General features: G+C 37.3%; 25 protein-coding genes. 18 read left to right on the top strand and 7 right to left on the bottom strand.

Annotation, left to right across the window (positions count from 1 at the left end; translation table 11 throughout):
• Nucleotides 1–41: 41 nt before the first annotated feature.
• Nucleotides 42–788 (bottom strand): gamma-glutamyl-gamma-aminobutyrate hydrolase family protein, encoded by a 747-nt coding sequence (locus HMPREF3106_RS04135; protein ID WP_070444689.1) that lies wholly within the window; start codon nucleotides 786–788, stop codon nucleotides 42–44.
• Nucleotides 789–946: 158 nt separating this feature from the next.
• On the opposite strand from HMPREF3106_RS04135, the gene sufC reads away from it, so the two are divergent.
• From sufC to pip, 11 genes are all read left to right on the top strand, one after another.
• Nucleotides 947–1,717, top strand: a complete 771-nt coding sequence (sufC, locus tag HMPREF3106_RS04130; RefSeq protein WP_070444614.1) for a Fe-S cluster assembly ATPase SufC — start codon at nucleotides 947–949, stop codon at nucleotides 1,715–1,717.
• Nucleotides 1,718–1,727: 10 nt separating this feature from the next.
• Nucleotides 1,728–3,020 (top strand): Fe-S cluster assembly protein SufD, encoded by a 1,293-nt coding sequence (sufD, locus tag HMPREF3106_RS04125; protein WP_070444612.1) that lies wholly within the window; start codon nucleotides 1,728–1,730, stop codon nucleotides 3,018–3,020.
• Nucleotides 3,013–4,245, top strand: coding sequence for a cysteine desulfurase (locus HMPREF3106_RS04120; protein WP_070444610.1), 1,233 nt, complete (start codon nucleotides 3,013–3,015; stop codon nucleotides 4,243–4,245). Before sufD ends, HMPREF3106_RS04120 begins: the two co-directional genes overlap by 8 nt.
• A complete protein-coding gene (sufU, locus tag HMPREF3106_RS04115) occupies nucleotides 4,232–4,672 on the top strand; it encodes a Fe-S cluster assembly sulfur transfer protein SufU (protein WP_070444608.1) in 441 nt (146 codons plus the stop codon). The genes HMPREF3106_RS04120 and sufU overlap by 14 nt, the downstream gene beginning before the upstream one ends.
• 15 nt (nucleotides 4,673–4,687) lie before the next feature.
• The gene (gene sufB, locus HMPREF3106_RS04110) at nucleotides 4,688–6,082 is read left to right on the top strand and encodes a Fe-S cluster assembly protein SufB (protein ID WP_049555183.1); all 1,395 of its coding nucleotides are present in this window, start codon (nucleotides 4,688–4,690) and stop codon (nucleotides 6,080–6,082) included.
• 133 nt (nucleotides 6,083–6,215) lie between these two features.
• Entirely contained in the window at nucleotides 6,216–6,398 is a 183-nt protein-coding gene (locus HMPREF3106_RS04105) for a hypothetical protein (protein ID WP_049555173.1), read from the top strand.
• Nucleotides 6,399–6,639: 241 nt separating this feature from the next.
• Nucleotides 6,640–7,035 (top strand): hypothetical protein, encoded by a 396-nt coding sequence (locus HMPREF3106_RS04100; RefSeq protein ID WP_039849084.1) that lies wholly within the window; start codon nucleotides 6,640–6,642, stop codon nucleotides 7,033–7,035.
• A 17-nt stretch (nucleotides 7,036–7,052) separates the two neighbouring features.
• Nucleotides 7,053–7,946 carry an SPFH domain-containing protein gene (locus HMPREF3106_RS04095; protein WP_005606687.1) on the top strand — a complete coding sequence of 298 codons (894 nt, stop codon included), beginning with the start codon at nucleotides 7,053–7,055 and terminating at the stop codon, nucleotides 7,944–7,946.
• Nucleotides 7,947–7,948: 2 nt separating this feature from the next.
• Nucleotides 7,949–9,028 carry a hypothetical protein gene (locus HMPREF3106_RS04090; RefSeq protein ID WP_070444606.1) on the top strand — a complete coding sequence of 360 codons (1,080 nt, stop codon included), beginning with the start codon at nucleotides 7,949–7,951 and terminating at the stop codon, nucleotides 9,026–9,028.
• A gap of 106 nt (nucleotides 9,029–9,134) precedes the next feature.
• Nucleotides 9,135–9,725: a uracil-DNA glycosylase family protein gene (locus HMPREF3106_RS04085; RefSeq protein ID WP_049555171.1), complete on the top strand. Its 591-nt coding sequence runs from the start codon at nucleotides 9,135–9,137 to the stop codon at nucleotides 9,723–9,725.
• The gene (gene pip, locus HMPREF3106_RS04080) at nucleotides 9,725–10,681 is read left to right on the top strand and encodes a prolyl aminopeptidase (RefSeq protein ID WP_005606683.1); all 957 of its coding nucleotides are present in this window, start codon (nucleotides 9,725–9,727) and stop codon (nucleotides 10,679–10,681) included. Before HMPREF3106_RS04085 ends, pip begins: the two co-directional genes overlap by 1 nt.
• A 43-nt stretch (nucleotides 10,682–10,724) precedes the next feature.
• On the opposite strand, the gene nrdI is transcribed toward pip, so the two are convergent.
• Nucleotides 10,725–11,180 carry a class Ib ribonucleoside-diphosphate reductase assembly flavoprotein NrdI gene (gene nrdI, locus HMPREF3106_RS04075; RefSeq protein ID WP_049555170.1) on the bottom strand — a complete coding sequence of 152 codons (456 nt, stop codon included), beginning with the start codon at nucleotides 11,178–11,180 and terminating at the stop codon, nucleotides 10,725–10,727.
• A 137-nt stretch (nucleotides 11,181–11,317) separates the two neighbouring features.
• On the opposite strand from nrdI, the gene HMPREF3106_RS04070 reads away from it, so the two are divergent.
• Nucleotides 11,318–12,892: a peptide chain release factor 3 gene (locus HMPREF3106_RS04070; RefSeq protein ID WP_049555169.1), complete on the top strand. Its 1,575-nt coding sequence runs from the start codon at nucleotides 11,318–11,320 to the stop codon at nucleotides 12,890–12,892.
• Between the two features lie 54 nt (nucleotides 12,893–12,946).
• Here the strand turns inward: HMPREF3106_RS04070 and HMPREF3106_RS04065 are convergent, their stop codons facing one another.
• Nucleotides 12,947–13,789 (bottom strand): DegV family protein, encoded by an 843-nt coding sequence (locus HMPREF3106_RS04065; RefSeq protein ID WP_005606678.1) that lies wholly within the window; start codon nucleotides 13,787–13,789, stop codon nucleotides 12,947–12,949.
• A 159-nt stretch (nucleotides 13,790–13,948) separates the two neighbouring features.
• Here HMPREF3106_RS04065 and HMPREF3106_RS04060 point away from each other — a divergent pair, with 159 nt between their 5' ends.
• The 5 genes from HMPREF3106_RS04060 to rpsO all read left to right on the top strand — a co-directional run bounded on the left by HMPREF3106_RS04060 (nucleotide 13,949) and on the right by rpsO (nucleotide 18,717).
• On the top strand, nucleotides 13,949–15,526 hold the full coding sequence (locus tag HMPREF3106_RS04060; protein WP_070444604.1) for a helicase HerA-like domain-containing protein: 1,578 nt from the start codon (nucleotides 13,949–13,951) through the stop codon (nucleotides 15,524–15,526).
• Nucleotides 15,527–15,540: 14 nt separating this feature from the next.
• Nucleotides 15,541–16,095 (top strand): DJ-1 family glyoxalase III, encoded by a 555-nt coding sequence (locus HMPREF3106_RS04055; RefSeq protein WP_070444602.1) that lies wholly within the window; start codon nucleotides 15,541–15,543, stop codon nucleotides 16,093–16,095.
• Nucleotides 16,096–16,255: 160 nt separating this feature from the next.
• The gene (locus tag HMPREF3106_RS04050; protein WP_049555167.1) at nucleotides 16,256–16,690 is read left to right on the top strand and encodes a Fur family transcriptional regulator; all 435 of its coding nucleotides are present in this window, start codon (nucleotides 16,256–16,258) and stop codon (nucleotides 16,688–16,690) included.
• Nucleotides 16,691–16,713: 23 nt separating this feature from the next.
• Nucleotides 16,714–18,315 carry a polysaccharide deacetylase family protein gene (locus HMPREF3106_RS04045; protein ID WP_070444600.1) on the top strand — a complete coding sequence of 534 codons (1,602 nt, stop codon included), beginning with the start codon at nucleotides 16,714–16,716 and terminating at the stop codon, nucleotides 18,313–18,315.
• Nucleotides 18,316–18,447: 132 nt separating this feature from the next.
• Entirely contained in the window at nucleotides 18,448–18,717 is a 270-nt protein-coding gene (gene rpsO, locus HMPREF3106_RS04040; RefSeq protein ID WP_005606669.1) for a 30S ribosomal protein S15, read from the top strand.
• A 175-nt stretch (nucleotides 18,718–18,892) separates the two neighbouring features.
• Here the strand turns inward: rpsO and HMPREF3106_RS04035 are convergent, their stop codons facing one another.
• The 4 genes from HMPREF3106_RS04035 to HMPREF3106_RS04020 form a co-directional block, all read right to left on the bottom strand.
• Entirely contained in the window at nucleotides 18,893–19,876 is a 984-nt protein-coding gene (locus HMPREF3106_RS04035; protein WP_070444598.1) for a LacI family DNA-binding transcriptional regulator, read from the bottom strand.
• A gap of 90 nt (nucleotides 19,877–19,966) precedes the next feature.
• On the bottom strand, nucleotides 19,967–20,842 hold the full coding sequence (locus tag HMPREF3106_RS04030; RefSeq protein ID WP_005606666.1) for a carbohydrate ABC transporter permease: 876 nt from the start codon (nucleotides 20,840–20,842) through the stop codon (nucleotides 19,967–19,969).
• Nucleotides 20,842–21,768: a carbohydrate ABC transporter permease gene (locus HMPREF3106_RS04025; RefSeq protein ID WP_070444596.1), complete on the bottom strand. Its 927-nt coding sequence runs from the start codon at nucleotides 21,766–21,768 to the stop codon at nucleotides 20,842–20,844. The genes HMPREF3106_RS04030 and HMPREF3106_RS04025 overlap by 1 nt, the downstream gene beginning before the upstream one ends.
• A gap of 121 nt (nucleotides 21,769–21,889) precedes the next feature.
• On the bottom strand, nucleotides 21,890–23,194 hold the full coding sequence (locus HMPREF3106_RS04020) for an ABC transporter substrate-binding protein (protein WP_070444594.1): 1,305 nt from the start codon (nucleotides 23,192–23,194) through the stop codon (nucleotides 21,890–21,892).
• A 321-nt stretch (nucleotides 23,195–23,515) separates the two neighbouring features.
• Between HMPREF3106_RS04020 and malQ the strand changes: the two genes are divergently transcribed.
• The gene (gene malQ, locus HMPREF3106_RS04015; RefSeq protein WP_070444592.1) at nucleotides 23,516–25,057 is read left to right on the top strand and encodes a 4-alpha-glucanotransferase; all 1,542 of its coding nucleotides are present in this window, start codon (nucleotides 23,516–23,518) and stop codon (nucleotides 25,055–25,057) included.
• Nucleotides 25,058–25,068 lie beyond the last annotated feature (11 nt).

Below are 25,068 nucleotides of genomic sequence, written 5' to 3'. Positions count from 1 at the left end.
AGAAAACTACGAGTTCTCAACGAGTGAGAATTCGTAGTTTTTTATTTTGTATTTTGCTTTGAGCGATTAACGCGTTCCACAAAGTTATCAAATAACCCTTGCATCACATTACTATCTTCAATTAATAGTTCAGGATGCCATTGAACGGCAACCACGCTTTGGTCCTCCGATTTAGATTCAAAGGCTTCAATAAGCCCATCCGTACTCCAAGCAACAGGGACAAAATCCGAGGCTAATTGTTTAACCGCTTGGTGATGATAAGAGTTCACAGGAGTGGATGTTCCAAGTACGCGAGAAAGTTCGCTACCACTTGCGATTTGAATCGTATGTGTTGGTTGGCTCGGCATTGTTTTTTGTGTATGTTTCACAGAAATATTTTCATATTGTGATTCGATATCTTGGTAGAGTGTTCCGCCAAGAGCGACGTTAAGAATTTGTAAGCCACGACACACTGCAAAAATTGGTTTGTGTTGTCTATAAGCTTCTTTAATGAGCTCAATTTCAAACGCATCACGAGCAGGATAAGTACGTGCCAAGTTAAGATGTGGTTCTTCACCATATAGAAGTGGCGAAACGTCCTGTCCACCTGCTAATAGGAGTCCATCAACCCTAGAGATAAATTCTTTTGCAAATTCTGGGGTACTGATGGGAATGATGACAGGAATCGCTTTTGCTTTTTCAAGACCACGGACAAAACCGTTTGGTGCATACGATAAAATGTAGCGATCTTCTTCCGTATTGTCTTGGCGATGATTTCCTGCAATACCAATAAGTGGATAAGTTTGCATATGCATCAGCCTTTCTTTCAAAAATTAGTACCATCATAACTCATTTTCATTGAATTGAAAAGTATTTGTATCATTTTCAAAGAGAGCGTCTATTTGCGAATCGTTCTCAATTAGGATAAAATAAGACAGAATAGAATGATTATAAAGGAGAATGAATCGTGGCAACTTTAGAGATTAAAAATCTACATGTATCGATTGAAGACAAAGAAATTTTAAAGGGCGTTAATTTAACGATTAACACTGGAGAAATTCATGCGGTGATGGGTCCGAATGGAACTGGGAAATCAACACTTTCTGCAGCTATTATGGGTCATCCAAGTTATGAGGTAACGCAAGGGGAAATCCTATTAGACGGTGAAAACGTCTTAGAAATGGAAGTAGACGAACGCGCTCGTGCTGGTCTATTCTTAGCGATGCAATATCCAAGTGAAATCGTTGGGGTGACAAATGCAGAATTCATGCGTTCAGCAATCAACGCACGTCGTGAGGAAGGCGACAAAATGGGAGTTCGTGAATTCATCAAGAAACTTGATGAAAAAATGGCCCTATTAGATATGCCAGAGGAAATGGCAGAACGTTACTTAAATGAGGGGTTCTCAGGCGGTGAGAAAAAACGTAATGAAATTCTTCAATTATTAATGATTGAACCAACTTTTGCGATTTTAGATGAAATCGACTCAGGCTTAGATATTGATGCCCTAAAAGTTGTGTCACGTGGAGTGAATGCGATGCGTGGAGACCACTTTGGATCATTAATTATTACGCACTACCAACGTCTTTTAAATTACATTGAACCTGATGTAGTACATATTATGATGGATGGCCGTGTTGTGATGACAGGAGATGCGTCTCTTGCTCGTCGCCTAGAAGCTGAAGGATACAAAGGAATCAGTGAAGAATTAGGAATCAAGATTGAACATCAAGAGTAGGAGTGAGATTGTGGCAGAGACAAAATTAACCATAACACCAGAAGAAATCACCGCATTCTCTCTTACAAAGAATGAACCAGAGTGGTTTCTACAAACACGTTTAAAAGGGTTAGAACTTGCTAAAACGCTAGACTTACCATTTATTGAACGTGTGAAATTCCACCGTTGGAACTTATTTCAGTCTTCAATTGGAGAAGGCACTTCAATGATTGAGGAGCTCCCAAAAGTGATTCCAACAGCATCTGGAAGTGCCAAAATTGTACAATTAGGTGCGGTAAGTTACTGGGAAGAAATGAATGCTGAAACAGCCATGAATGATGTTCTGGTGATGGATTTATTTGACGCTTTGGAACAATATCCAGAGCTTGTAAAACCGTACTATATGACAAAAGCTGTACCAGTCGATGAAGATAGCTTAACGGCTTATCACGCTGCGATGGTCAACTCAGGAGTATTTATTTATATTCCTAAAAATGTAGTTGTAGAAGATATTATTGAATCTCATTTCGTTCAAAATAACTTAGTAGACGAAGCATTCGTGAAACACGTTTTAATCGTGGCGGACGAAAACAGCTCTGTCTCTTATGTAGAACGTTTTGAAAGTGTCGGTGACAAAAAGAATACAGCAAACATTGTTGTAGAAGTAATCGCGAAACAAGGAGCGAAAGTTCAGTTTGCGGCTGTGGATACTTTAGGTCAATCAACAGATGCATATGTGAACCGTCGTGGTTATCTTGAAAAAGATGCAACGATTAACTGGGCACTTGGCATTATGAATGATGGAAATGTGATTGCAGACTTCGACTCTGAATTACGTGGAGATGGTTCTCATTCACAAGTGAACGTTATCGGTATTTCTACAGGACGCCAAGTACAAGGAATCGATACACGTGTGACAAACTATGCGCCACATTCAGTAGGACATATCCTGCAACATGGTGTTATTTTAGATAAATCAACCTTAACCTTTAACGGAATTGGACATATTATTAAAGGAGCGAAATTCGCAGATGCCCAACAAGAAAGCCGTGTACTCATGCTTTCAGAAGGCGGACGTGGAGATGCGAACCCAATTCTATTAATTGATGAAAATGAAGTAACGGCTGGACACGCAGCAAGTGTAGGACAAGTGGATGATGAACAATTATTCTACTTAACAAGCCGAGGAATCTCAGAAGCTGAAGCAAAACGCCTCGTGATTCGTGGCTTCTTAGGAGCCGTGATTCGTTCAATTCCTTCAAGTACTCTTCAAAAAGAACTTGTAGATATGATTGAACAAAAGTTGGTTGCTAGCTATGATTAGTAAAACGATTCGAGAAGACTTTCCGATTTTAAAGCGTGAAGTCAACGATGAAGTGCTTGTCTATTTAGACAATGCAGCCACCACACAAAAGCCACGCCAAGTCGTAGAAGCCGTGGAGAAATTCTATGCTACTCATAATGCGAATATTCATCGTGGGGTGCATACATTAGCACAGGAAGCGACCGATTTGTATGAAGCAGCTAGAGCTAAAGTAGCGATATTTATCCATGCAGCCAGTACAAAAGAAGTGCTCTTTACACGTGGAACGACAACCAGCTTAAACTGGGTGGCACAAGGATTCGCACAAGGACGCTTGCAAAAAGGGGACGAAATTTGGATTAGCCCAGCTGAACATCATTCGAATGTGGTGCCTTGGCAACAAGTGGCCAAACAAACAGGAGCTGTCTTACGTTATTTTTCATTAACTAAAGAGGGCGAATTAAACCTCGAAGCAGCAGAACAAGACTTAACCGAGAAAGCGAAAATTGTATCGATTAACCATGCCTCAAACGTTCTTGGAACGGTAACGGATGTGAAACGTGTGGCTGAAATGGTTCACGCAGTAGGAGGCATCCTTGTTGTAGATGGTGCTCAAGCAGCGCCACATCAAAAGGTGGATGTCCAAGCGTTAGACTGTGACTTCTATGCCTTTAGCGGTCATAAAATGCTGGCTCCTACAGGGATTGGTATCTTATATGGAAAAGAAGCACTTCTTCAAGAGATGAATCCTGTAGAATTCGGCGGAGAAATGATTGATTTCGTGTATGACCAGGAGAGTACATGGAATGAATTGCCATGGAAATTCGAAGCGGGTACTCCAAATATTGCAGGAGCGATTGGATTGTCCGCTGCTATTGATTATTTAGAAGAAATCGGCATGGACAATATCCATCAGCATGAACAAGAAATTGTCGCATTTCTCTTACCAAAGATGCAAGAGATGGAAGGTGTGACAGTCTACGGGCCAAGTGACCCAGCACAACATTCTGGAGTCATTAGCTTTACGATTGATGGCCTCCATCCACACGACATCGCAACGGCGCTTGATATGGAAGGTTTTGCGGTTCGTGCAGGACATCATTGCGCGCAACCTTTAATGAGATGGCTCGATGTACCGGCAACATGCCGTGCAAGTTTTTATATTTATAACACGCTTCAAGAAGCTGAGAAGTTTTTAGAAGCATTAGAAAAAGTAAAGGAGTTTTTCCAATATGGCTTTATCTAAATTAGATCAGCTTTATCGTCAGGTGATTTTGGATCATTCGTCTCATCCTCACCATAAAGGATTGGTGGATGATGCGAGCATTCCAACGATTGAATTTAATAATCCGACGTGTGGAGATGTGTTGCAGTTACAGATGATTGTAAATGACAACGGCGTGATTGAGGATGTTCACTTTGACGGACACGGCTGTACGATTAGTATGGCGAGTGCCAGCATGATGAGTGATGCGATTATTGGAAAGACAGTTGACGAAGCGGTCTCATTAGCCGAAGACTTCTCTAGTCTGGTTCAAGGAGAAACCGTAGATGAAGAACCTTTAGGGGATGCAGCACTATTAGCCGGTGTTCAAAAATTCCCAGCGCGTATCAAATGTGCCACTCTTGCGTGGAAAGCATTAGAACGTGCAGTAGAAAACGAGAAAGCATAAGAAAGTGGTGACAAAATGAGTGGAGTTCCTGAATTAGCCGATTACAAATATGGCTTTCATGAGGATGTAACACCTGTTTATGAAACAGGAATGGGATTAAGTGAAGAAGTCGTTCGTACGATTTCAAAGGTGAAGAACGAACCACAATGGATGCTTGATTTCCGACTAAAATCATTAAAGACGTTCCAAAACATGCCAATGCAAACTTGGGGAGCGGACCTTTCAGATATCGATTTTGATGCAATTACTTATTTTAAACGTGCTAGCGATAAGCCAGCGCGTTCATGGGATGATGTTCCTGAAAAAATTAAAGACACCTTCGAGAAAATCGGGATTCCTGAAGCAGAACGTGCTTATTTAGCAGGAGCTTCAGCACAATTCGAGTCTGAAGTGGTTTACCATAATATGAAAGAAGAATTCGATAAACTTGGAATTATTTTTACAGATACAGATTCTGCTTTGAAAGAATATCCAGAATTATTCGAAAAATACTTCGCCAAACTTGTACCACCAACGGATAATAAGTTGGCTGCTTTAAACTCAGCAGTATGGTCAGGCGGAACGTTTATCTATGTACCAAAAGGTGTGAAATGTGATGTGCCACTTCAAACGTACTTCCGTATCAACGACCAAAACATGGGTCAATTCGAACGTACGCTCATTATCGTAGACGAGGGAGCAAGCGTACACTATGTTGAAGGATGTACAGCACCAACATATTCTTCAAATAGTTTACATGCAGCGATCGTTGAAATTTTCGTTGAAGAAGGCGGATATTGCCGCTATACAACGATTCAAAATTGGTCGGATAATGTGTATAACTTGGTAACGAAACGTGCCAGAGCTGCTGCTCACGGAACGGTTGAGTGGATCGATGGAAACCTTGGGGCGAAGACAACAATGAAATATCCTTCCGTCTTCCTAGAAGGACCATACGCGAAAGGAACGATGTTATCCATCGCATTTGCTGGAGAAGGCCAACACCAAGATACAGGTGCGAAGATGATTCATAATGCGCCACATACTTCAAGTTCAATCGTTTCGAAATCGATTGCTAAAGATGGCGGAGCGGTGAACTATCGCGGTCAAGTAACGTTCAGTAAAAAATCAGATTATTCGATTTCACATATTGAATGTGACACGATTATTATGGATGACAAGTCGAAATCAGATACGATTCCATTTAACGAAATTCATAATGATAAAGTGGCACTTGAACACGAAGCCAAAGTCTCAAAAATCTCTGAAGAGCAATTGTTCTACTTGATGAGCCGTGGAATTAGCGAGTCAGAAGCGACAGAGATGATTGTCATGGGATTCGTTGAACCATTTACAAAAGAACTTCCAATGGAATATGCTGTTGAACTAAACCGTTTAATTGCGTACGAGATGGAAGGGTCCGTTGGATAGATGACATAAGCCAAGAAACATTGTTTGAATCAGGTTTCTTGGCTATTTATATTCATAACTCTATTGAATATAATCTTTAGTAATTATATGATTGTAGTAGTTTAATGATAAATAAAAATCGAGGGATATGTTTATGATTAGTGAAGAATATATAGAAAGAGAAAAACGAGTAGCAGAATGCTATAAGAGATACTTTGATTCTAGACCAGAATTAAAGAAAGCATTAGATGAATTACATGATTTGATTGAAAATGATGAGATTTCATTTGAGGAGTTCAGGAAAAGAGCTCTTGAAGCCGGAAAAAAATATGGTTAAGCATCTAACAAGTAATTAGGTGCTTTTTTTGATTGAATCTTAAATTATTTCTCGATGAATCTCTGTAAGGATTCGATAAGGTAGGCTGTTATTCAATGAATAATCTACTCCAAAAGGAAAAAGCTTCTTTATAGTTCTATATTATTTATAAAATATTTTTAAATCGAGTATATTACACTTGTATTATATTCGAGACATGTTATAATATGGTCATCAGAGAAAAAAAGAAAGGAGAATGGGAATGAGAAAACAACCGTGGTCGAACGAAAATAAGACAGAGCGGATTAACTTCACGATTGAACCTTCTTTAAAAGAAGCATTTTTGAAGATAATTTCGACTGATGTTTCAACTTATTTTAGATCGGTCATCGAGAAAGAAGTCGAAGGTCATCAAAAAAAAGTTGAAAACTGGCCGGATGCCATTAAGAATTTATTGCATGGACAATTTAAGGCGTTCTCCGAGCAAGTATTTGGAACATTTAATTACCGAGGACGAAACTATCCTTATAAGATTTTGGATGTTATGTCCGTTGAAGAAGGCCAACCATTGGAAGTCATTGACTATGAAGATGGATTGGTTTATGTTAAAGTGATTGAGGAGCTCAATCCAGAAAAATTAGTATATGTAACTTTATAGAAAGAAGGAAATTTATCATGCCATTAACAATTATTATTATCGCTTTAGTATTAGTTTTATTAATTATCGCGTTCAAATCAATTCGTATCGTACAACAAGGACACAAAGCTGCTGTTCAATCATTCGGACGTTATGTTGGGGAATTAGGACCAGGGTTACACTTTGTAACACCAATTATTCGTAACATTGCTTACGTTGTAGATATGCGTCAACGTTCATTAGATTTAGATCCACAAGAAATCATCACCAAAGATAACGTTAATTTAACAATTGATGCTTCAGCTAAATACCACGTAGATAATCTTGAAGAATACTTATATGGAAACACAAACCCAGAAGGATTATTACTTTTAGATATCCAAAACGAATTACGTGACATCATCGGTACAATGACGATGGCTGAAATTCTTGGTGGTACAAACAAAATCAACACTGACTTAAACCAACGTGTATTCGGTAAAACAGACTCTTACGGGGTTACAATCGACCGTGTTAACATTGGTGAAGTTATTCCTCCACAAAGCATCGTTGAAGCGATGAACAAACAAATCACTGCTGACCGTGAACGTGATGCTGCGTTAATCGCTGCTGACGCTCGTCAAAAAACAGTTGAAATGGATACAAGAACTCAGAACAACAAATTATTAGCAGATGCTCGTGCTCATGCTGAAAAAATCGCAATTGACACTCAAGCAACTGTTGCTCAATTAACAGCCATCAACAACGCATTAAATGAATCTAACTTAAATGCTGCTGCATTAGAATACTTAGCAATCGATGCTAAAAAAGCTCTTGCTGAAGGTCCAAACAATACAGTTGTATTAATGGATGGACAAAATAACGCAAAAATTGCCGAAAACATTGCTTCATTAGCATCAGGACGTAAAGTTTGGGACGAAGCAGGTAAATAATCATGAAACAACGAGCTAGCAAATCTTTCTTTAGATTGAAGTGGCTTGCCGTGTTGATTGTCAGTTTCTTCATGATGGGAACTTTCTATAGTGTTGCTGTAAATACAGTATATGCAGAAACGACCTCAGATAATTCTAGTAAAATGGTGGGGTCGTATGAAACCACGGTTAATGTTCAGGCAAACAAAAATTTTAATGAAACAATTACGGTTCCTTTAAAGTTTAACAATCCTGATTATGATTCTGTGAAAGTACCTGTTCAACTCAACAATCTAAAAGAAGGAGACTATAAACTTCAATTTTTTGTATTCAGAGAAAATAAAAAATACAAAGTAGATGTCTTTCTCTTAAATAAAAATAATCTATCTATTCACCTTGAATTTATTGATATAGTGGATGGGAAAGTCGTTAAGCCATTCCAATATGATAGAGCAACGGATAAAAGAGATGTAGAGGAGATGACGACTGAAGCCGTAAATGAAAAAGAAAATCAGTCTAATCTGCAATCTACGAATCAAAAGAATAATGACAATAACACAAAGACCAATACGTACGGTAGTGAAAAAAATTCTAATACGAATGACAATAAGAAAATTAGTTTCTTGTTGAATAATTTAAATCTAAAAGATGGCGAATTTTATTATGTATTAGGACAAGCTTTGTTTTTTATCGTATTAATTCTAATGGTATTTGTTTTTATTGGTAAAAAACAAAATAAGGCAAGAAATAACTCACAAAAAGAGAACTCTAATATGAATATGAGATCTCCTAAGAGAAATGAACGACGACAAAATAATACGGATTCTAGATTGGAAGATATTCCACAAAGAGTTTATCGTCCACGTCATAGTATTTCGAATCCAAAACAACGTTCTCAAGCTAAAAAACAAGCGACTAAACAGGCATTACAATCTACAAAACACCAAAGAACTCAACAGAGCCCAGAAGAGTTTGTTGGAACTCAACGTCCAACAAGACCGGTAGTGTATAAGACAAAATCTAACGAAAAGTCTCATACTTTACCTAGAGTACTTTCTAACAAATCTCTTCCTCGAATCATAAAAACAGTTCGCTTAAAATAAAGCGTCAAATCCTCTAAGTTGTAAAAGACTTAGGGGATTTTTTACAGGGAAGCATTTGCAGTCTATAAAGAATGGGAGTATTCTAAGTGTGAAGGGTGGAATATGGATGCAAAAAATACAAAAACTAATGAAAAAAATTGAGGCAGATCCTCAAAATACCGAGTATACAAAAGCCGGAATACAGCCATTATTTTCTGCGCCACGACGCGCAAAGATTTTGATTGTTGGGCAAGCTCCTGGAATTAAAGCGCAAGAGAGTCGCTTATTCTGGAACGATAAAAGTGGAGATAATTTAAGAACGTGGATGGGAGTTACTCGTGATTTCTTTTATCAATCCGATTTATTTGCAGTTGTGCCGATGGATTACTATTATCCAGGAAAAGGTAAATCTGGAGATCTTCCACCACGTAAAGGTTTTGCCGAAAAATGGCATGAAAAAACTTTAGCCTTAATGCCGGATATTGAACTAATTATATTGGTTGGAAAATACGCACAAGACTATTATTTAAAAAATACAAAGAAGAAAAACTTAACTGAAACCGTAAAAGCGTACAAAGAATACTTACCGAAGATGTTTCCTTTAGTACATCCATCTCCTTTAAACCGCAGATGGATGGCAAAAAATCCATGGTTTGAAAAGGAAGTCTTACCTGAATTTCAAAAGAGAGTTCAAGAAATCATTAAAGGAGCCAAGTAATGAGAACAGAGGTATATCCAGAAATCGAAATCTATAACGAACATATGATTCCAGTGGGGGCCTTGCATACCATTTACGTGGAAGAGTCAGGAAACCCATTAGGACATCCAGTTGTTGTTTTACACGGCGGACCAGGAGGGGCATCCTCTCCAGCGAATCGTCAATTTTTTGATCCAGAATTTTATCGTATTATCCAATTTGATCAACGTGGATGTGGAAAGAGTACCCCTTTTGCATCGTTAGAAGAGAATACGACGCAGGATTTAGTAGCGGATATGGAGAAGATTCGTACCACATTAGGGATTGATAAATGGCTTGTCTTTGGTGGTAGCTGGGGAACAACGCTAGCCTTACATTACACGATTGCACACCGTGAACGCGTCGTAGGATTGATGCTTCGTGGGATTTTTCTTGGCCGACAAAGTGATGTAGATTGGCTGTATCAAGATGGGGCGTCTCATTTTTATCCAGAGAACTTCGAGAAGTTTAAGGCACCGATTCCTGTTGAAGAACAAGGAGAATTGGTGAATGCGTACTACAAGCGTTTGACGTCAGAGGATGAATCGATTTGTCTAGAGGCAGCGCGTGCATGGGCAGAGTGGGAACATGGTCTCGTGAAGTTGATTCCGTATGATCCAATTGTCTGGGATGAAGCAGGTATTCGCGGGGCTCTTACAATTGCGCGAATGGAATGTCACTTCTTCTATCATCACTGCTTTGTAGAAGACGATAATTTCATCTTGAATCATGCTGATGCCTTCAAGGGGATTCCAATGCATATCGTACATGGGCGTTATGATGTGGATTGCCTCCCGAGCGCGGCGTTTGAACTCGCTCAAGCAGTTGATGGCTCAGAACTCATCTTTGCACAAGCGGCAGGACATACCGCAATGGAACCTGCCACGATGGAAGCATTAGTTGGTTTTAGTGAGAAATGCAAAATTTATTTTAAATAAAAAGAAAGGCTCGTAAAATGGATCTACGGGCCTATTTTTGTGTTTAGATTTTTTCAAGAAGCATTGTAGCAATTCGCTCTACGTCTCGGTTACTTCCGCGTAATTCAAATTCATCTAGCACTGGGAATCCAAAGCGTTCTGAATATTGACGGGCAGTGAGGCAGAATTGCTTGTTGAAGTTACGATTTCCGCTACCAATTACGCCAAAGCAATGTGCGTAATTATGTTCATAGGCTAAGAAATCACCGAGTGGATTCGTTAAGACTTCAACGTCTCCATTATTCACGCCATTTCCACCTTCTAAATAAGTCGGTAGAAAAGCAACGAAGGGTTTTCCTACTTTGAAGTAATCTTCTTGGCCTTTAACAAGGTCTTTGACATTGGTTAATGTCACGTTTAAAGATGGCTCCAAGAAGCGGAGTTGATCTTTTAGACGCGTTACAAAGTTATGTGTATTTCCGGTTAAACTAATATAAATAATCGGTAATTCTTTCGACATTGAGAAACCTCCTGAAAGATTTTTGCTGTCTTTAAGTATACCGCACTTTGCCTAATCCTTCTAGAGGGTGTTTTTAAACTTTTAAAAATTGTGAAAATCAGCTATAATACTTGAGAATAAACACGAAGGAGAGACTCATGTCACATTTAAAAGAAGAAGTACAATCTCGCAAGACTTTTGCGATTATTTCCCACCCAGATGCTGGGAAAACAACGATTACAGAACAATTACTCTTATACGGGGGTGCGATTCGTCAAGCTGGTACCGTAAAAGGGAAAAAGACAGGGAAGTTTGCTAAATCTGACTGGATGGAAATCGAAAAACAACGTGGGATTTCTGTTACAAGTTCAGTGATGCAAGTGGAATACGATGGCAACCATATTAATATCGTGGACACACCAGGGCACGAGGACTTCTCAGAAGATACGTATCGTACATTAATGGCCGTGGATAGTGCCGTGATGGTTATCGACAGCGCTAAAGGGATTGAGCCGCAAACGAAGAAATTATTCGAAGTTTGTAGTATGCGTGGAATTCCAATTTTCACATTCATCAACAAATTAGACCGTGATGGACGTGAACCACTTGAATTAATCGCGGAATTAGAAGAAGTATTAGGCATTGACGCGTATCCAATGAACTGGCCAATGGGGATGGGGAAAACATTCCTTGGCTTATATGACATTTACAATAAACGTGTAGAATTGATGCATCCAGAAGAAAACGAAGATAATGACTTCCTACCATTAAACGAAGATGGGGAAGTGGACGGCGATTATGCGTTCAAACAATCAACGCTATATAACCAAGCAATCGAAGACGCACAACTTTTACTAGAAGCAGGGAATGCGTTTGATGAAGAGAAGATTGCGGCTGGTAAATTAACGCCTGTATTCTTCGGTTCAGCCTTAACAGGATTTGGGGTTCAAACATTCTTAGATGCATTTGTTGACTTCGCACCAAGCCCATCTGCGAAGAAGACAGAATCAGGGGAATTGGTAGATCCGTTACAAGAACAATTCACAGGATTCATTTTCAAGATTCAAGCAAACATGAACCCAGCCCACCGCGACCGTATTGCGTTTGTGCGTATCTGTTCAGGAGAATTCACTCCAGGGATGGACATTACAGTGAACCGTTCGCAAAAGAAAATGAAATTATCTCATACAACGCAATTCATGGCCGATAGCCGTGAAACAGTTAAAGCAGCCGTTGCAGGGGATATTATCGGACTTTACGATACAGGGAACTTCCAAATCGGAGATACGATTTATTCAGGAAAAACGCCAGTTCAGTTTGAACCACTCCCACAATTCACGCCAGAGCTCTTTAATAAAGTTTCTGCCAAAAACGTGATGAAGCAAAAATCATTCCATAAAGGAATCGAGCAGTTAGTACAAGAAGGGGCCATCCAATTGTACAAGACATACCATACAGGAGAATATATCCTTGGTGCCGTTGGTCAACTACAATTCGAAGTGTTCCAATACCGCTTATTAAATGAATACAATGCCGAAGTAGTCATGACACCAATCGGAAGTAAGATTGCTCGTTGGATTGATGAAGAACAACTGGATCCAAATATGTCATCAAGCCGTAACTTATTATGTCGCGACCGATTTGACCAACCAGTCTTCTTATTCGAAAACCAATTCGCCCTAAATTGGTTTAAAGATAAACATCCTGATGTAGAATTAAAAGCATTATTCTAATAAAAATAAGAGACTCGCTAATCACTTGATTAGAGAGTCTTTTCGCGTTTTTGATTAAGCCTCGTATCCCATTAGGATTCCGCCTTGTTCTGCATAATAGCTGCAGACCCCGCTTGTGTGGATACTAGAAACATCCGCATCTGGGAACTCGCTATGAACGGCTGCTTGAATTAAGCCACAGATTTCCGGGTTACTACAGTGGCTGATAACCACACGACCACCCTTGTAGCCATTTTTTTTCATTTCAGACCAAACTGCTTGAACAGCTTTCTTTTGACCTTTTGCTTTGTGAAGTAAGTTTAGTGTTCCTTCTGGTGAAGCGTCACCGACTAAGCGGATATTGAGCATTCCGATAACGGCGCCGACTAATTTATTTAATCGACCGTTTTTTACTAGGTTATCGACACGAGCAAGAGCAAATAATAGTTTAGTGCTCGCTAAATATTCTTTTAATGCTGCAACCACTTCTTCAAAAGAAAGTCCTTGAGCAATCAGTTCATTTGCCTTTTGGACAAATAGAACCATTTCACCACTTGCTGAAAGGCTATCGAAGACTTCAATATTTGTTTCAGGGGCTTCTTCTAATAACATTTTTTTGGCTAATTGAGCACTATTTTGACTTCCTGATAGACCACCAGTAATTGTAATGGCAATAACATTTTCAGCACCTCTATAGGCCTCTAAAAAAGCATCTGGACTTGGACAAGCAGAAGCAGTTTTTTCCTTGGATTCATACATTTCAATCATCATAGCATCAATATCTAATGTTGCATCGTCTTTATAATGTTTCTCGCCCACTTGGACAGTTAATGGTACATTAATATATTCAGTATTTGGTGCTAGATTCTCGATTTCGCGTAAATCGCAACCAGAATCCGCAATTATTTTCCATTTCATAAGAGAATTCTCCTTTGGTAGTATAGTTCATACAAGAGTAATATACTTTGAACTTCAAAACAAGTCAACTAATCTAATTAAAACTTAACATTTTAGTGGAATTTTAGCGCTTTCTGTACTATTGTTAAGGAGTAGAAATAAATCTGAAGGAGGAGTATTATGACTCAAACAATTTCTTTTGGGTATGGATCAAAGCCAGCTCAATTATTATCGAATAAATTAAATCGACATGGAGTAATTGCTGGAGCCACAGGTACAGGGAAAACTGTTACTCTAAAAGTTCTTGCTGAACAATTAAGTGAAGCTGGTGTACCTGTATTACTTTCTGATATTAAAGGAGATTTAGCTAGCCTTGCCGAAAAAGGTGAAGTAACTGAAAAGATTGCTGAACGATTAAAAAAAGTACACGTAGAAGATTTTGAACCAAGTTCTTATCCTGTAGCGTTTTGGGATATTTTTGGAGAAAACGGAATTAATATTCGTACAACCATTTCAGAAATGGGACCTATTTTATTATCTCAGCTGTTAGGATTAAATGAAACGCAAGAAGGCATTTTAAACATTGCGTTTAAAGTTGCTTATGAACAAGGTTTATTATTAATTGATATTAAAGATTTACGTGCAATGTTAAATTATGTTGGAGCTCATGCTTCTGAATTACGTAATTTATATGGAAATATTGCGCAACAATCTATTGGTACTATTTTACGTAGCCTATTAGTTTTAGAACAACAAGGTGGAAATCAGTTCTTTGGAGAACCAGCTTTTGAAATTGGCGATTTATTTAAAACAGATGCAAGTGGACGTGGAACCATCAATGTATTATCTTCTGAAAAGTTGTTCCAAACACCTAAATTATATGCAACTTTCTTATTATGGTTCTTATCAGAGTTATATGAAAACTTACCTGAAGTAGGAGATTTAGACAAACCAAAACTAGTATTCTTCTTTGACGAAGCACATGTATTATTCAATCAAAGCAACCCAGCTGTACAAGCAAAAATTGAATTAATTGTTCGTTTAATTCGTTCGAAAGGAATTAGTATTTTCTTCGTAACACAAAATCCAACGGATATTCCTAATGCGGTAGCCAGTCAGTTAGGGAATCGAATCCAACATGGCTTACGTGCGTTTACGCCAGCTGAGCAAAAAAATGTCAAATCAGTAGCTGAAACTTTCCGTCAAGAAGAAGGAAAAGATTTAGTTTCAGTGATTACGAATCTAAAAGTAGGGGATGCGGTAGTTTCTACTTTACAGGAAGATGGATCTCCAAGTTTTGCAGAAGTGGTTTCTATTTACCCACCAAAGAGTAAATTAGATGCGGTTGATGCTTTTGTTCGTCAACAGCTAGTAAATCAATCTCCATTCTATGATAAATATGCTGAAATGTTTGACCGTGAGTCTGCTCATGAGCAACTATTAGCATTAGAACAACAATTTCAACAAGAACAAGAAGAAGCTTTAGCTCAAAGAGAAGCTGAAAAACAAGCAGAAGCAGAACGTAAAGAAGCTGAAAAACAAGAAGCTCTTGCACAAAAAGAGGCTGAAAAACAGGCTAAATTAGAAGAAAAAGAACGTGAACGTCAAGAAAGAGAACTAGAACGTCAAGCACGACAAGCAGCAACTAAGAAAGGTGATTCTGCGATGGATCGCTTTACCAAAAATATTATGTCTAGCGTTGGACGTGAAGTAGGCCGAGTGATTACTCGTGGAGTAATGGGCTTGTTCAAAAAATAAGAGGAGGCTGTCCTATGGCAAATGTCGTTGTATTCTTAGCGGAAGGATTTGAAGAGATTGAAGGCCTTGCTACAGTTGATATTTTGAGAAGAGCAGGTCATATTGTTCATACAGTTGGCATTGATGGACAAGTTATTACGGGTTCTCATAAAATTTCAGTGAAGACAGATGATGAATTAGAAACCTTTTATTGGGCTCAAATTGATGCATTAGTCCTTCCAGGTGGAATTCCAGGAGCTCATCATTTAAGAGAAAATGATTTCCTAATTCAAAAACTGAAAGAATATTCGAAAAAAGGGAAAATTATTGCAGCAATCTGTGCGGCGTCAATTGTCCTACATAGGGCAGGATTGCTGAAAAAGAAAAAATTTACTTGCTATCCCGGTTTTGAAGATGAAATTAATGACGGAATTTATACAGGAACGTTAGTTGAGAAAGATGGAAAAATCATCACGGGTTGTGGTGCAGCTGCAAGTTTCGAATTTGCTTATACAATAGCAGAAGCATTAGGAACAGATACCTCCGCACTTCGAGAAGGGATGCAGTACAATAAGCTTTTTAAAAAATAATAGTAGAAAGATTTGCCCTATTATTGGGGCAAATCTTTTTTATTACAAAAACATTACAATGTTACAAAAATATTAAATGAATAACTTGATTTTTCCTTGGAAATTTGAGAGAATAAAGTATCAAAATCGACGTAATCTGTATTAGAAATTAGGGAAATATATGAGAAAAGAAGAAATTAATCAAGTAGTGAAGAAATTACGTAGTAAAGGAGTTCGTATTACCCCTCAAAGAGTGGCAATGCTAGAATTTTTAGCTAGCGTGGATACTCATCCAACTGCGGAAGAGATTTATACTGAATTAACAAGAGAATATCCTCAAGTCAGTGTGGCGACAGTATATAACAATTTAAACCTGTTTATTAAAGAGGGTGTTGTTAAGGAATTAATGTATGGAGATAGTGCCAGTCGATACGATTTTGATTTAGGACAGCACTATCATGCTGTTTGCGATGTTTGTGGGAAAGTAGTGGATTTATATTATCCAGTTTTAGATGATGTTGAAAAAGCAGCAGAACAATTAACAGGGTTTAAAGTTAGAGGACATCGAATGGAAGTTTATGGGGTTTGTCCGGACTGTCAGAAAAAAGAAAAATAGTATTTAATAAGGGGTCGTGGAGAATGGAGAAGGTCATTCAACGAAGAGCCAATAATGGCAAAGAAAAACATTCAAAAAAAGAAAATAAATATACAAAAAATCCTGAAGAAATGCTAGAGACTGATTTGAAGGAAGAGGCAGTTCAAGAGGAGAATCAAGAGAACCAACGATTCGGTGGGAAGGATTCTAAAAAGAAAAGACCGAAAAAGAAAATTCCTAAAACTATTTTTTGGGTAATTGGAGTTTTAACTCTAGCTATTTTAGTATTTGAATTATTAACGATTCATCGTATTATGGCAGATCAATTTAATGAAGAAGAATTAAAACGTATTATTCAAGTTGAACAAGACGACACAAAAAAATATAACGAAAATTTTACGGTTAAAGATGAAACGAATGGCAACATTGAAATTCAGGAATTAATCCCTACAGATAGTTCTGGAAATGAAGTTGCTTCTATTGCTGAGCAGATTTCGACTTTAAAACAAACGGTGTTAGAAAAATACGCGGGTGCTTCAAAGAAAACTTTGATTTTTTTAAAAGCCTATCAAACAAAAGTTATTTCGAACGTAAATGATATTCATTACTATGTATCTGTATATCAACAAAAGGATCGTGGTTTTGAACAGAAAGAATTTTCGGAGTTAACACATAAACTTGTTTTCGCAGATACTTTACAACCATTTGAAATTTCAAAACTCTTTAATAATGATTTAGCAGTATCTAACTTTTTTGTAAAGAAAGCATTAGATGAATCTAAAGCAAATGGACTATCTGATGAGCAAACAGATAAAATTACTACTCAATTTAAAGATAACAATTGGAAGAAACTAGATACGTCAATCATTCAAAATGGAATTCGTATAAAATACAAAGACACAAACGATTCAGATGCAGAATGGACAATTCCTTTTACCGAGCTTTTTGCATATATGAATGAAAATATGATTCCGGAAACAGAGAAAGAGAACTATACACAATATCTTGCAGCTGTTAAAGAAAAACTAGGTAAGAAGAGAATTGCTTTATCGTTTGATGACGGCCCCCGACCTGAAACAACACCAAGAGTACTAGAAATTCTAAAAAAATATAACGCTCATGCAACATTTTATATCGTAGGAAGTCATGTAGAAGGTAATGAGTCTATTATTAAGCAAATTGTGGCTGAAGGACACGAACTTGGAAACCATAGTTATAGTCATCCTTTATTACCAAAGAAATCAGCAGACGAAGTGTATAAAGAGGTTCATAACACTTCAGACCTCATTGCCAAAGCTTCAGGTGGTTTAAGACCAATGAGTTTGCGTCCGCCATATGGTGGTTTTGATAAAATGGTAGCGGAGCAAGCAGGTATTGCTATAGTGAACTGGTCGATTGACTCGCTAGACTGGAAATATAGGGATGCAGCCAAAACAATTGAGCATATTAAGGAAAATGCTCATAATGGTGGAATCTTATTGATGCATGATATTCATGAAGAATCAGTAGAGGCATTACCAACAATTATTGAATATTTACAAGCAGAAGGTTACGAATTGGTGACTGTAGATGAATTGATGGCAGGACAACCATTAAAACCAAATCATGCATATTTTAACCGTATTGATATTCAAAAAATAGATTAAGAAGCTTGCAATTTTACTGAAAATAAGGTACATTGAATAAGTGCTTAATGCACAGACCTTTTACAGAGTTTTGCGAATCACCAACGTTTTACTCAGTACAAGGCATAAATTAAAAGAAAGAGGTGTTTAGAAATGGCAATTTCTAAAGAAAAGAAAAACGAAATCATCAAAGAGTATGCATTACACGAAGGAGACACTGGTTCACCAGAAGTACAAATCGCTGTATTAACTTACGAAATCAACCACTTAAATGACCACATCCGTGTTCATAAAAAAGACTTCCACTCAAACCGTGGATTAATGAAAAAAGTTGGTCACCGTCGTAACTTATTAGCATACTTACGTAACAAAGATGTTCAACGTTACCGTGAATTAATCAACCGTTTAGGCTTACGTCGTTAATCTTAAACAAATGGAAGAACTCCCATGCATTCGTGCTTGGGAGTTTTTTGATGGATATTTATTATAGAAAAATAAGAAGATTAATATAACTTATAATTTATAAGTTATATTGCAAAATATAAATGATTAAAAAAAGGCACAAGTCCCAATTATTTGGAACTTGTGCCTTACTATTTTACATTTCTTTTATAGAGTGATCAATGATTTGTCTGTAACACATCATATTTTTATTATTGTAGGATTTAATCACATTTCGTAATAATTTAAACGAAGAACGTCCTAACTCTAATGTATGAATATCAACATAAGCATCAATTCGAACAGAAGGTTGTACCGAGTCAAAAGTGATAATAGGCAAATGAATATGTTTTTCATTTAAATATCGAACAGCTCCTTCTGTAAAGAGAGAGTCTGCTGTTACTAGACCATCAATATTTCCTTCTTTAAGAAGTTCTTTTAAAGTATGGTATCCTTGTTCCCTCGTAAATTCAGATACTTGAGCAATAAGGCTATCATTTATTGGGATATCATATTTTTTTAGAGCTTTTTCATATCCTTTTAATCGGTCTCGGGATACAAATAATTGGTCGCGACCACCGATGAATGCAATAGATTTTGCTCCTTTTTGAATAATATATTCTGTTGCATCAAATCCTGCTTTTTCATTATTATTATCAACAAATGAAATAAGAGGGGATAATGTTTTTCCGATTACAACAGCCGGAAATTCTTGATCAATCGCAAATTCAACAAGGGGGTCCTCAATTTCTCCGTACAGGAAGATGAGTCCATCTACACGTTTTCCAAGAATCGTATCTTTTAGAATGGCTAAACGTTGATTCGTATCTTTTCCAGTACATAATTGTATCGAATATTGATGGTCCGCTGCTGTTTGCGAAATTCCTCGAATTACCGCAGGGAAAAATGAATTTTGATAAAAGATATCTGAGTCTTTGGGAAGAACAACGCCGATGACATTTGTTTTATTACTTGCTAAGCTTCTTGCATTAACATTGGGATGATAATTCAGTGAAGCCATGGCCTCACGTACTTTTTTCTTCGTCGCTTCACTTATACTAGATTTGTCTTGAAGTACTCTTGTAACAGTAGAAGGGGAGACTCCAGAAAGCTTTGCAACATCCTTAATAGTGGATGCCATCTATATTCCTCCTTTCCTAGTAGAGTGATTATTGAAATAAAAAATCTGGGCATGAAAACTGTTATTTTCACGCCCAGAGCATTTAAGGAACTATGATTTGATTGCTCCGTCAACCATACCTTTCATGATATGTTTTTGAGCGAATAGGAATAAGATGATTACTGGTAACATAATCAGTAATGTAGATGTTAGAATCATATCCCATTGTTTTGTAAATGATCCGGCAAAGTTTGATACCGCGATCGGTAATGTTTGAATCGCATTTCCTTTACCAAGTAATAGAAGTGGTAATAGGAAGTCGTTCCAAATCCAGATACCGTTCAAGATTAAGATTGTAACGTAGATGGGTTTTAAGATTGGAAGTACTACGTAGAAGAATGTTTGCATTTTGTTACATCCATCTAATTCCGCAGCTTCTTCGATTTCTAAAGGCACCCCTTTAATGAATCCGTGGAACATGAATACTGATAGTGACATACCGAAACCAGTATACGCTAAGATAATCCCTGGATAAGAACGTAATAAGCTAAATCCAAATAATGGGGTAGTAATCGCATCACTTAAAACTTTAAACCAAGTAACAAGTGGATACATTACGACTTGGAAAGGAATAACCATTGAAGCTACGAAAATGAAGAAAATCACTGTCGAAGCTTTTGAACGGAAACGAACAAGTCCCCATGCAGCAAGAGCCGAAAATAGAGTGATCGTGAAAAGAGAAATCACAGTAATAATCGTTGATGATAAAAATGATGATGGGTAATTGATGGAAGGGTTATTCCAAATTGTAACGATATTAGTCCATAGTTGACCAAAACTTGCAGGTAAAGCTAACGGATCTGAAAGAATATCAGCAGAGCTTTTAGCTGAGTTAATCACTAAAAGAACGATTGGACTCAAGAATAGTAAGAAAAGGATGACTCCTAAAATTTCTAGAAGTAAGATTCCCAATTTTTGTTTTTTCATTATAAGTCAATCTCCTTCCGTTTAGTGATTGAAGTTTGAATCAAGCTGATTACTACCAAGATAAAGAATAAGATAACTGCACGAGCTTGACCTAAAGCCATTAAGTTATCACCTGAAGCAGTATTATAAATGTTCATTGTAATAAACTCAGTACTTTGAATGGCTTTGTCATGCCATAGTAGTGAAGGACCACCACCTGTTAATGAGAAGTTCACATCGAAGATCTTGAATGAGTTAGTAATAGTCAAGAAGAGCGATACAGTGAACGCTGGCATTACCATTGGAATGATAATGTGACGTAGACACTGCCATGCATTTGCACCGTCAAGTGAAGCAGATTCAACTAGACTTGAAGGTACATTTTGTAAAGCTGCAAAATAAATCATCATAATATATCCAGCATATTGCCATGTATTAGTAATGATTAATGCAGTCACAGCTAATTTCACATCACCAAGGAACAAGTTATCGATTAAGAATTGGCTACCGATTAATTGTCCTAAAGCAGGAAATACTGAGTTATAGATGAATTGCCAAATATAACCAAGAACAAGTCCCCCGATTAAGTTTGGAATAAAGAATCCTGCGCGGAATATATCTTTTAATTTAATCTTGCTGGATACAAGTAAGGCAAGACTAAATGACACAATGTTTACCACGACAACGTTGAATAACGCAAAAATCACAGTAATCATTAAAGAATATTGGAAGCGAGTGTCAGCCAAACTTTCTGTAAAGTTTTTTAGACCTACAAATTGTAGGTTGGTTTGTGTAACGCTCTTCCAGTCGGTTAATGAATAGTAGAACCCTAAGAAGAAAGGCACAATAATAACGAGTGCAAAAATGATAAATGCTGGTAAAACTAATCTATAAAAATTGCGTTTTGCACGATCATCTCTGCTTAAGGCTTTCTTGTTTTTAGACATGAGAGAGTTCCTCCTTTTAATAATTTCCAGGTGGGGTAGCACCTGTATGTATACCTATTGTAGCACATAACCCACAGCCACTAAAAGGCAGCTGTGGGTTTGTTTACTACAATATTATTGATTATTTTTTAATCAAGCTTGGCACTTCTTTAATTTGGTTGATAATTAATTCTTGGAATTTAGCTTTATCAATTGAACCTTGAGCATATTGACCGTAAATTGGTCCTAATTTGTTCATTAAGAAGTTGTCAGGCATGAAGTATGGGTTGTCAAATGAGTAAACAGGTTTTTTAGCGCTAACCCATTCTGCTAAGAAACGAGATAATGGAGCAGATGGTTTCTCAGTAGTGTTAGCAAATGGAGAAATCATGTTCGCTTTGTTTACGATGTAGTCTTGACCTTCTTTAGTATCAGCTAAGTCGTTGAAGAATTTGTTGATAGAATCTAAAGCTTTAGTATCTTTGTTCACTACATAGTAAGAAGGAGCACCGATGAATAATCCATCAGCATTTTTATCTTTACCTAAAGTTTGATAAGGAATGAATCCCATTTCGAAGTTAGCATTTAATTGTTTTAAGTTAGGATCTTTCCAGTTACCTTGGTGTAGGAAAGCAGCTTTTCCTGAAGCAAATGCTGAGTCCATATCTTCTTGAGTACCAACTGTTAAGAGTTTCTTATCAGTATGTTTGAATAATAATTCAACCCAGTTAGTGTAGTTTTCTAAACGAGTTTTATCCATTTCACCTTTAAGCACTTGGTTTGTAACTGAACGATCACCATTTGGAAGACCACTACTTAAGTAAGCACCGAAGTCATGGATACCCATGATCCAAGTTTCACCTTCTTTAGTTGCTGTAGCAACAACAGTAGATAATCCTAATTCATCTTTTTTACTTTCTAAAGTAGCCATTGCTTTCTCAACTGCTTCAAAAGAAGTTAGAGTAGCAGGATCAATTCCAGCTTTAGTTAAGATTTCTTTGTTGTAAGCTAATCCGTATCCTTCTACAGATACTGGGAATCCGTATACGTCGTTACCTTGTTTAAATTCAAACTCAGTTTTATCAATCCAGTCACCTTTTAATGGTTGTAGGTTGTCTTTCCACAAATCATATCCAGCTTGACCTTCAATTACGAATACGTCTGGTGCAGTACCTGCAGTAAATTCAGTTTTTAGTTGGTCAGAAATCTTACATGAACCAGAACAAGTTTTAATATTAACTTTAACTCCGTTTTTGTCTCCCCATTCTTTAGCATATGCTGTTAGGGCTTCTTGGATTTCGCTCTTATTACTATATAAAGTAAATTCTTTTTTGCTTTCAGAGCCTCCATTAGAAGAGTTTGATTGGTTACCTCCGCTTGCACAGCCTGCTAAAGCTAAACCAGCTAAGCCAACCATTAAAGATTTTTTAAACCATTTGTTTGCCATAATATTTTCCTCCTTAAAATTCGTTGTAGATTACGCAAACGATTTCTTAACTGGTTTTAGTATACCGCTTCCATAAACCGTTTGCAAGTATTTTGTTAAAAAAAAATTAAAGGAATAAAAAATACTGAATATAAGTGGTTTTTGGTTGAATTAAATAGAAATTAAGTTTATTTTATCCTTGTATATTCAAGATGTATTAAAAACTTATAAAATAATACTTGTTTTATTAAAAAAAATACTCTAATATTAAAGCAAACGGTTGCGCGAATTATTGCGCTTACATGGATAAATATACTGATTAAGGAGAGAGGTATCAAATATATGAGCAATAGAGAATCAGGTGTGTTAATGCATATTTCATCATTACCTGGTCAATATGGAATCGGAACTTTCGGTAAATCTGCATTTGATTTTGTAGATTTTCTAGTTCGTACGAAACAGACTTATTGGCAAATTTTACCATTAGGAACAACTAGCTATGGAGATTCTCCATATCAATCTTTTTCGGCTTTTGCTGGAAATACAAACTTTATCGATTTCGATCTTTTAATAGAAGAAGGACTTCTAAGTAAAGAAGATGTTGAGATGAATTGGGGCGCTGAAGAAACAACGGTTGACTACGCATTATTATATGAAAAACGTCGACCTGTTTTAGAAAAAGCAGTGGCTGCTTTTCTATCTAAAGGAAAAACTCCTGCATACGAAAAATTTGTTGCAGAAAAAGCAGAATGGTTAGAGCCATTTGCTGAGTACATGGCGATTAAAGAATCCTTTGATATGAAACCGTGGACAGCTTGGAGCGACGAAGCGATTAAACGTCGTCAAAAAGATGCATTAGCAGAATATCGCTTACGTCTTGCAGAAAAATTAGAGTATCACCGTGTGACACAATTCTTATTTGATGAACAGTGGCATGCTTTGAAAAAATACGCGAATGACAACTTTATTCAAATTATTGGCGATATGCCAATTTATGTAGCTGCGGACAGTGTGGAAATGTGGGCAACACCACATTACTTCAAAACTGATGCAGAAGGAAATCCACTTTGTGTTGCTGGATGTCCTGCAGATGATTTTTCTCCGCTAGGTCAATTATGGGGGAATCCAATTTATAATTGGGAAGCAATGAAAGAAGATGGGTTCACTTGGTGGAGCAAACGACTAAAAGCGAGCTTTGAATTGTTTGATGTGGTTCGTATTGACCACTTTAGAGGTTTCTCAGCTTATTGGGAAATTCCAGCAGAGGCTGAAAATGCAACAATTGGGAAATGGGTGAAGGGCCCAGGATATGATTTGTTTAAAGCAGTAAAGGAACAAATTGGAGATCTGCCGATTATTGCTGAAGATTTAGGATTTATGGATGAAGATGTCATCAATCTTCGTGAAGCTACTGGTTTCCCAGGAATGAAAATTCTGGAATTTGGATTTATGGGTGAAAATCCTAAGAGTGGAGATTTACCTCATCATTATCCAGTCAATGCGGTTGCCTATACAGGAACACATGATAATGATACAGTATTAGGATGGTATAAGTCGGTTCCAACAGAAACAAGAGAATTTTGTAATCGTTACTTAAATCGACGTGATGAGGAACCAATTAGCTATGCTTTACTACGTGGGTTATATGGTTCGGTTAGTCGAATGACAGTTGCAACAATGCAAGATCTACTACAATTAGATGAGACGGCTCGTATGAACATTCCAAGTACGCTCGGAGGAAACTGGGTATGGAGAATGACCAAAGAGCAGTTAACAGAGGCTGTAGAAGAATTCTTACTTGGGATTACTGAATTGTATGATCGTGCGAACCCACATCATGATGAAGTGGAAATTGAAGAGGAGTTAGTAGAGGAAGAAAAGTAACCTCACGCAAA

Source organism: Granulicatella sp. HMSC31F03 (assembly GCF_001807725.1).
Taxonomy (GTDB): Bacteria; Bacillota; Bacilli; order Lactobacillales; family Aerococcaceae; genus Granulicatella; species Granulicatella adiacens.
The sequence above is the reverse complement of the archived record's forward strand: the minus strand, read 5'-3'. Positions and strand labels throughout refer to the sequence as shown.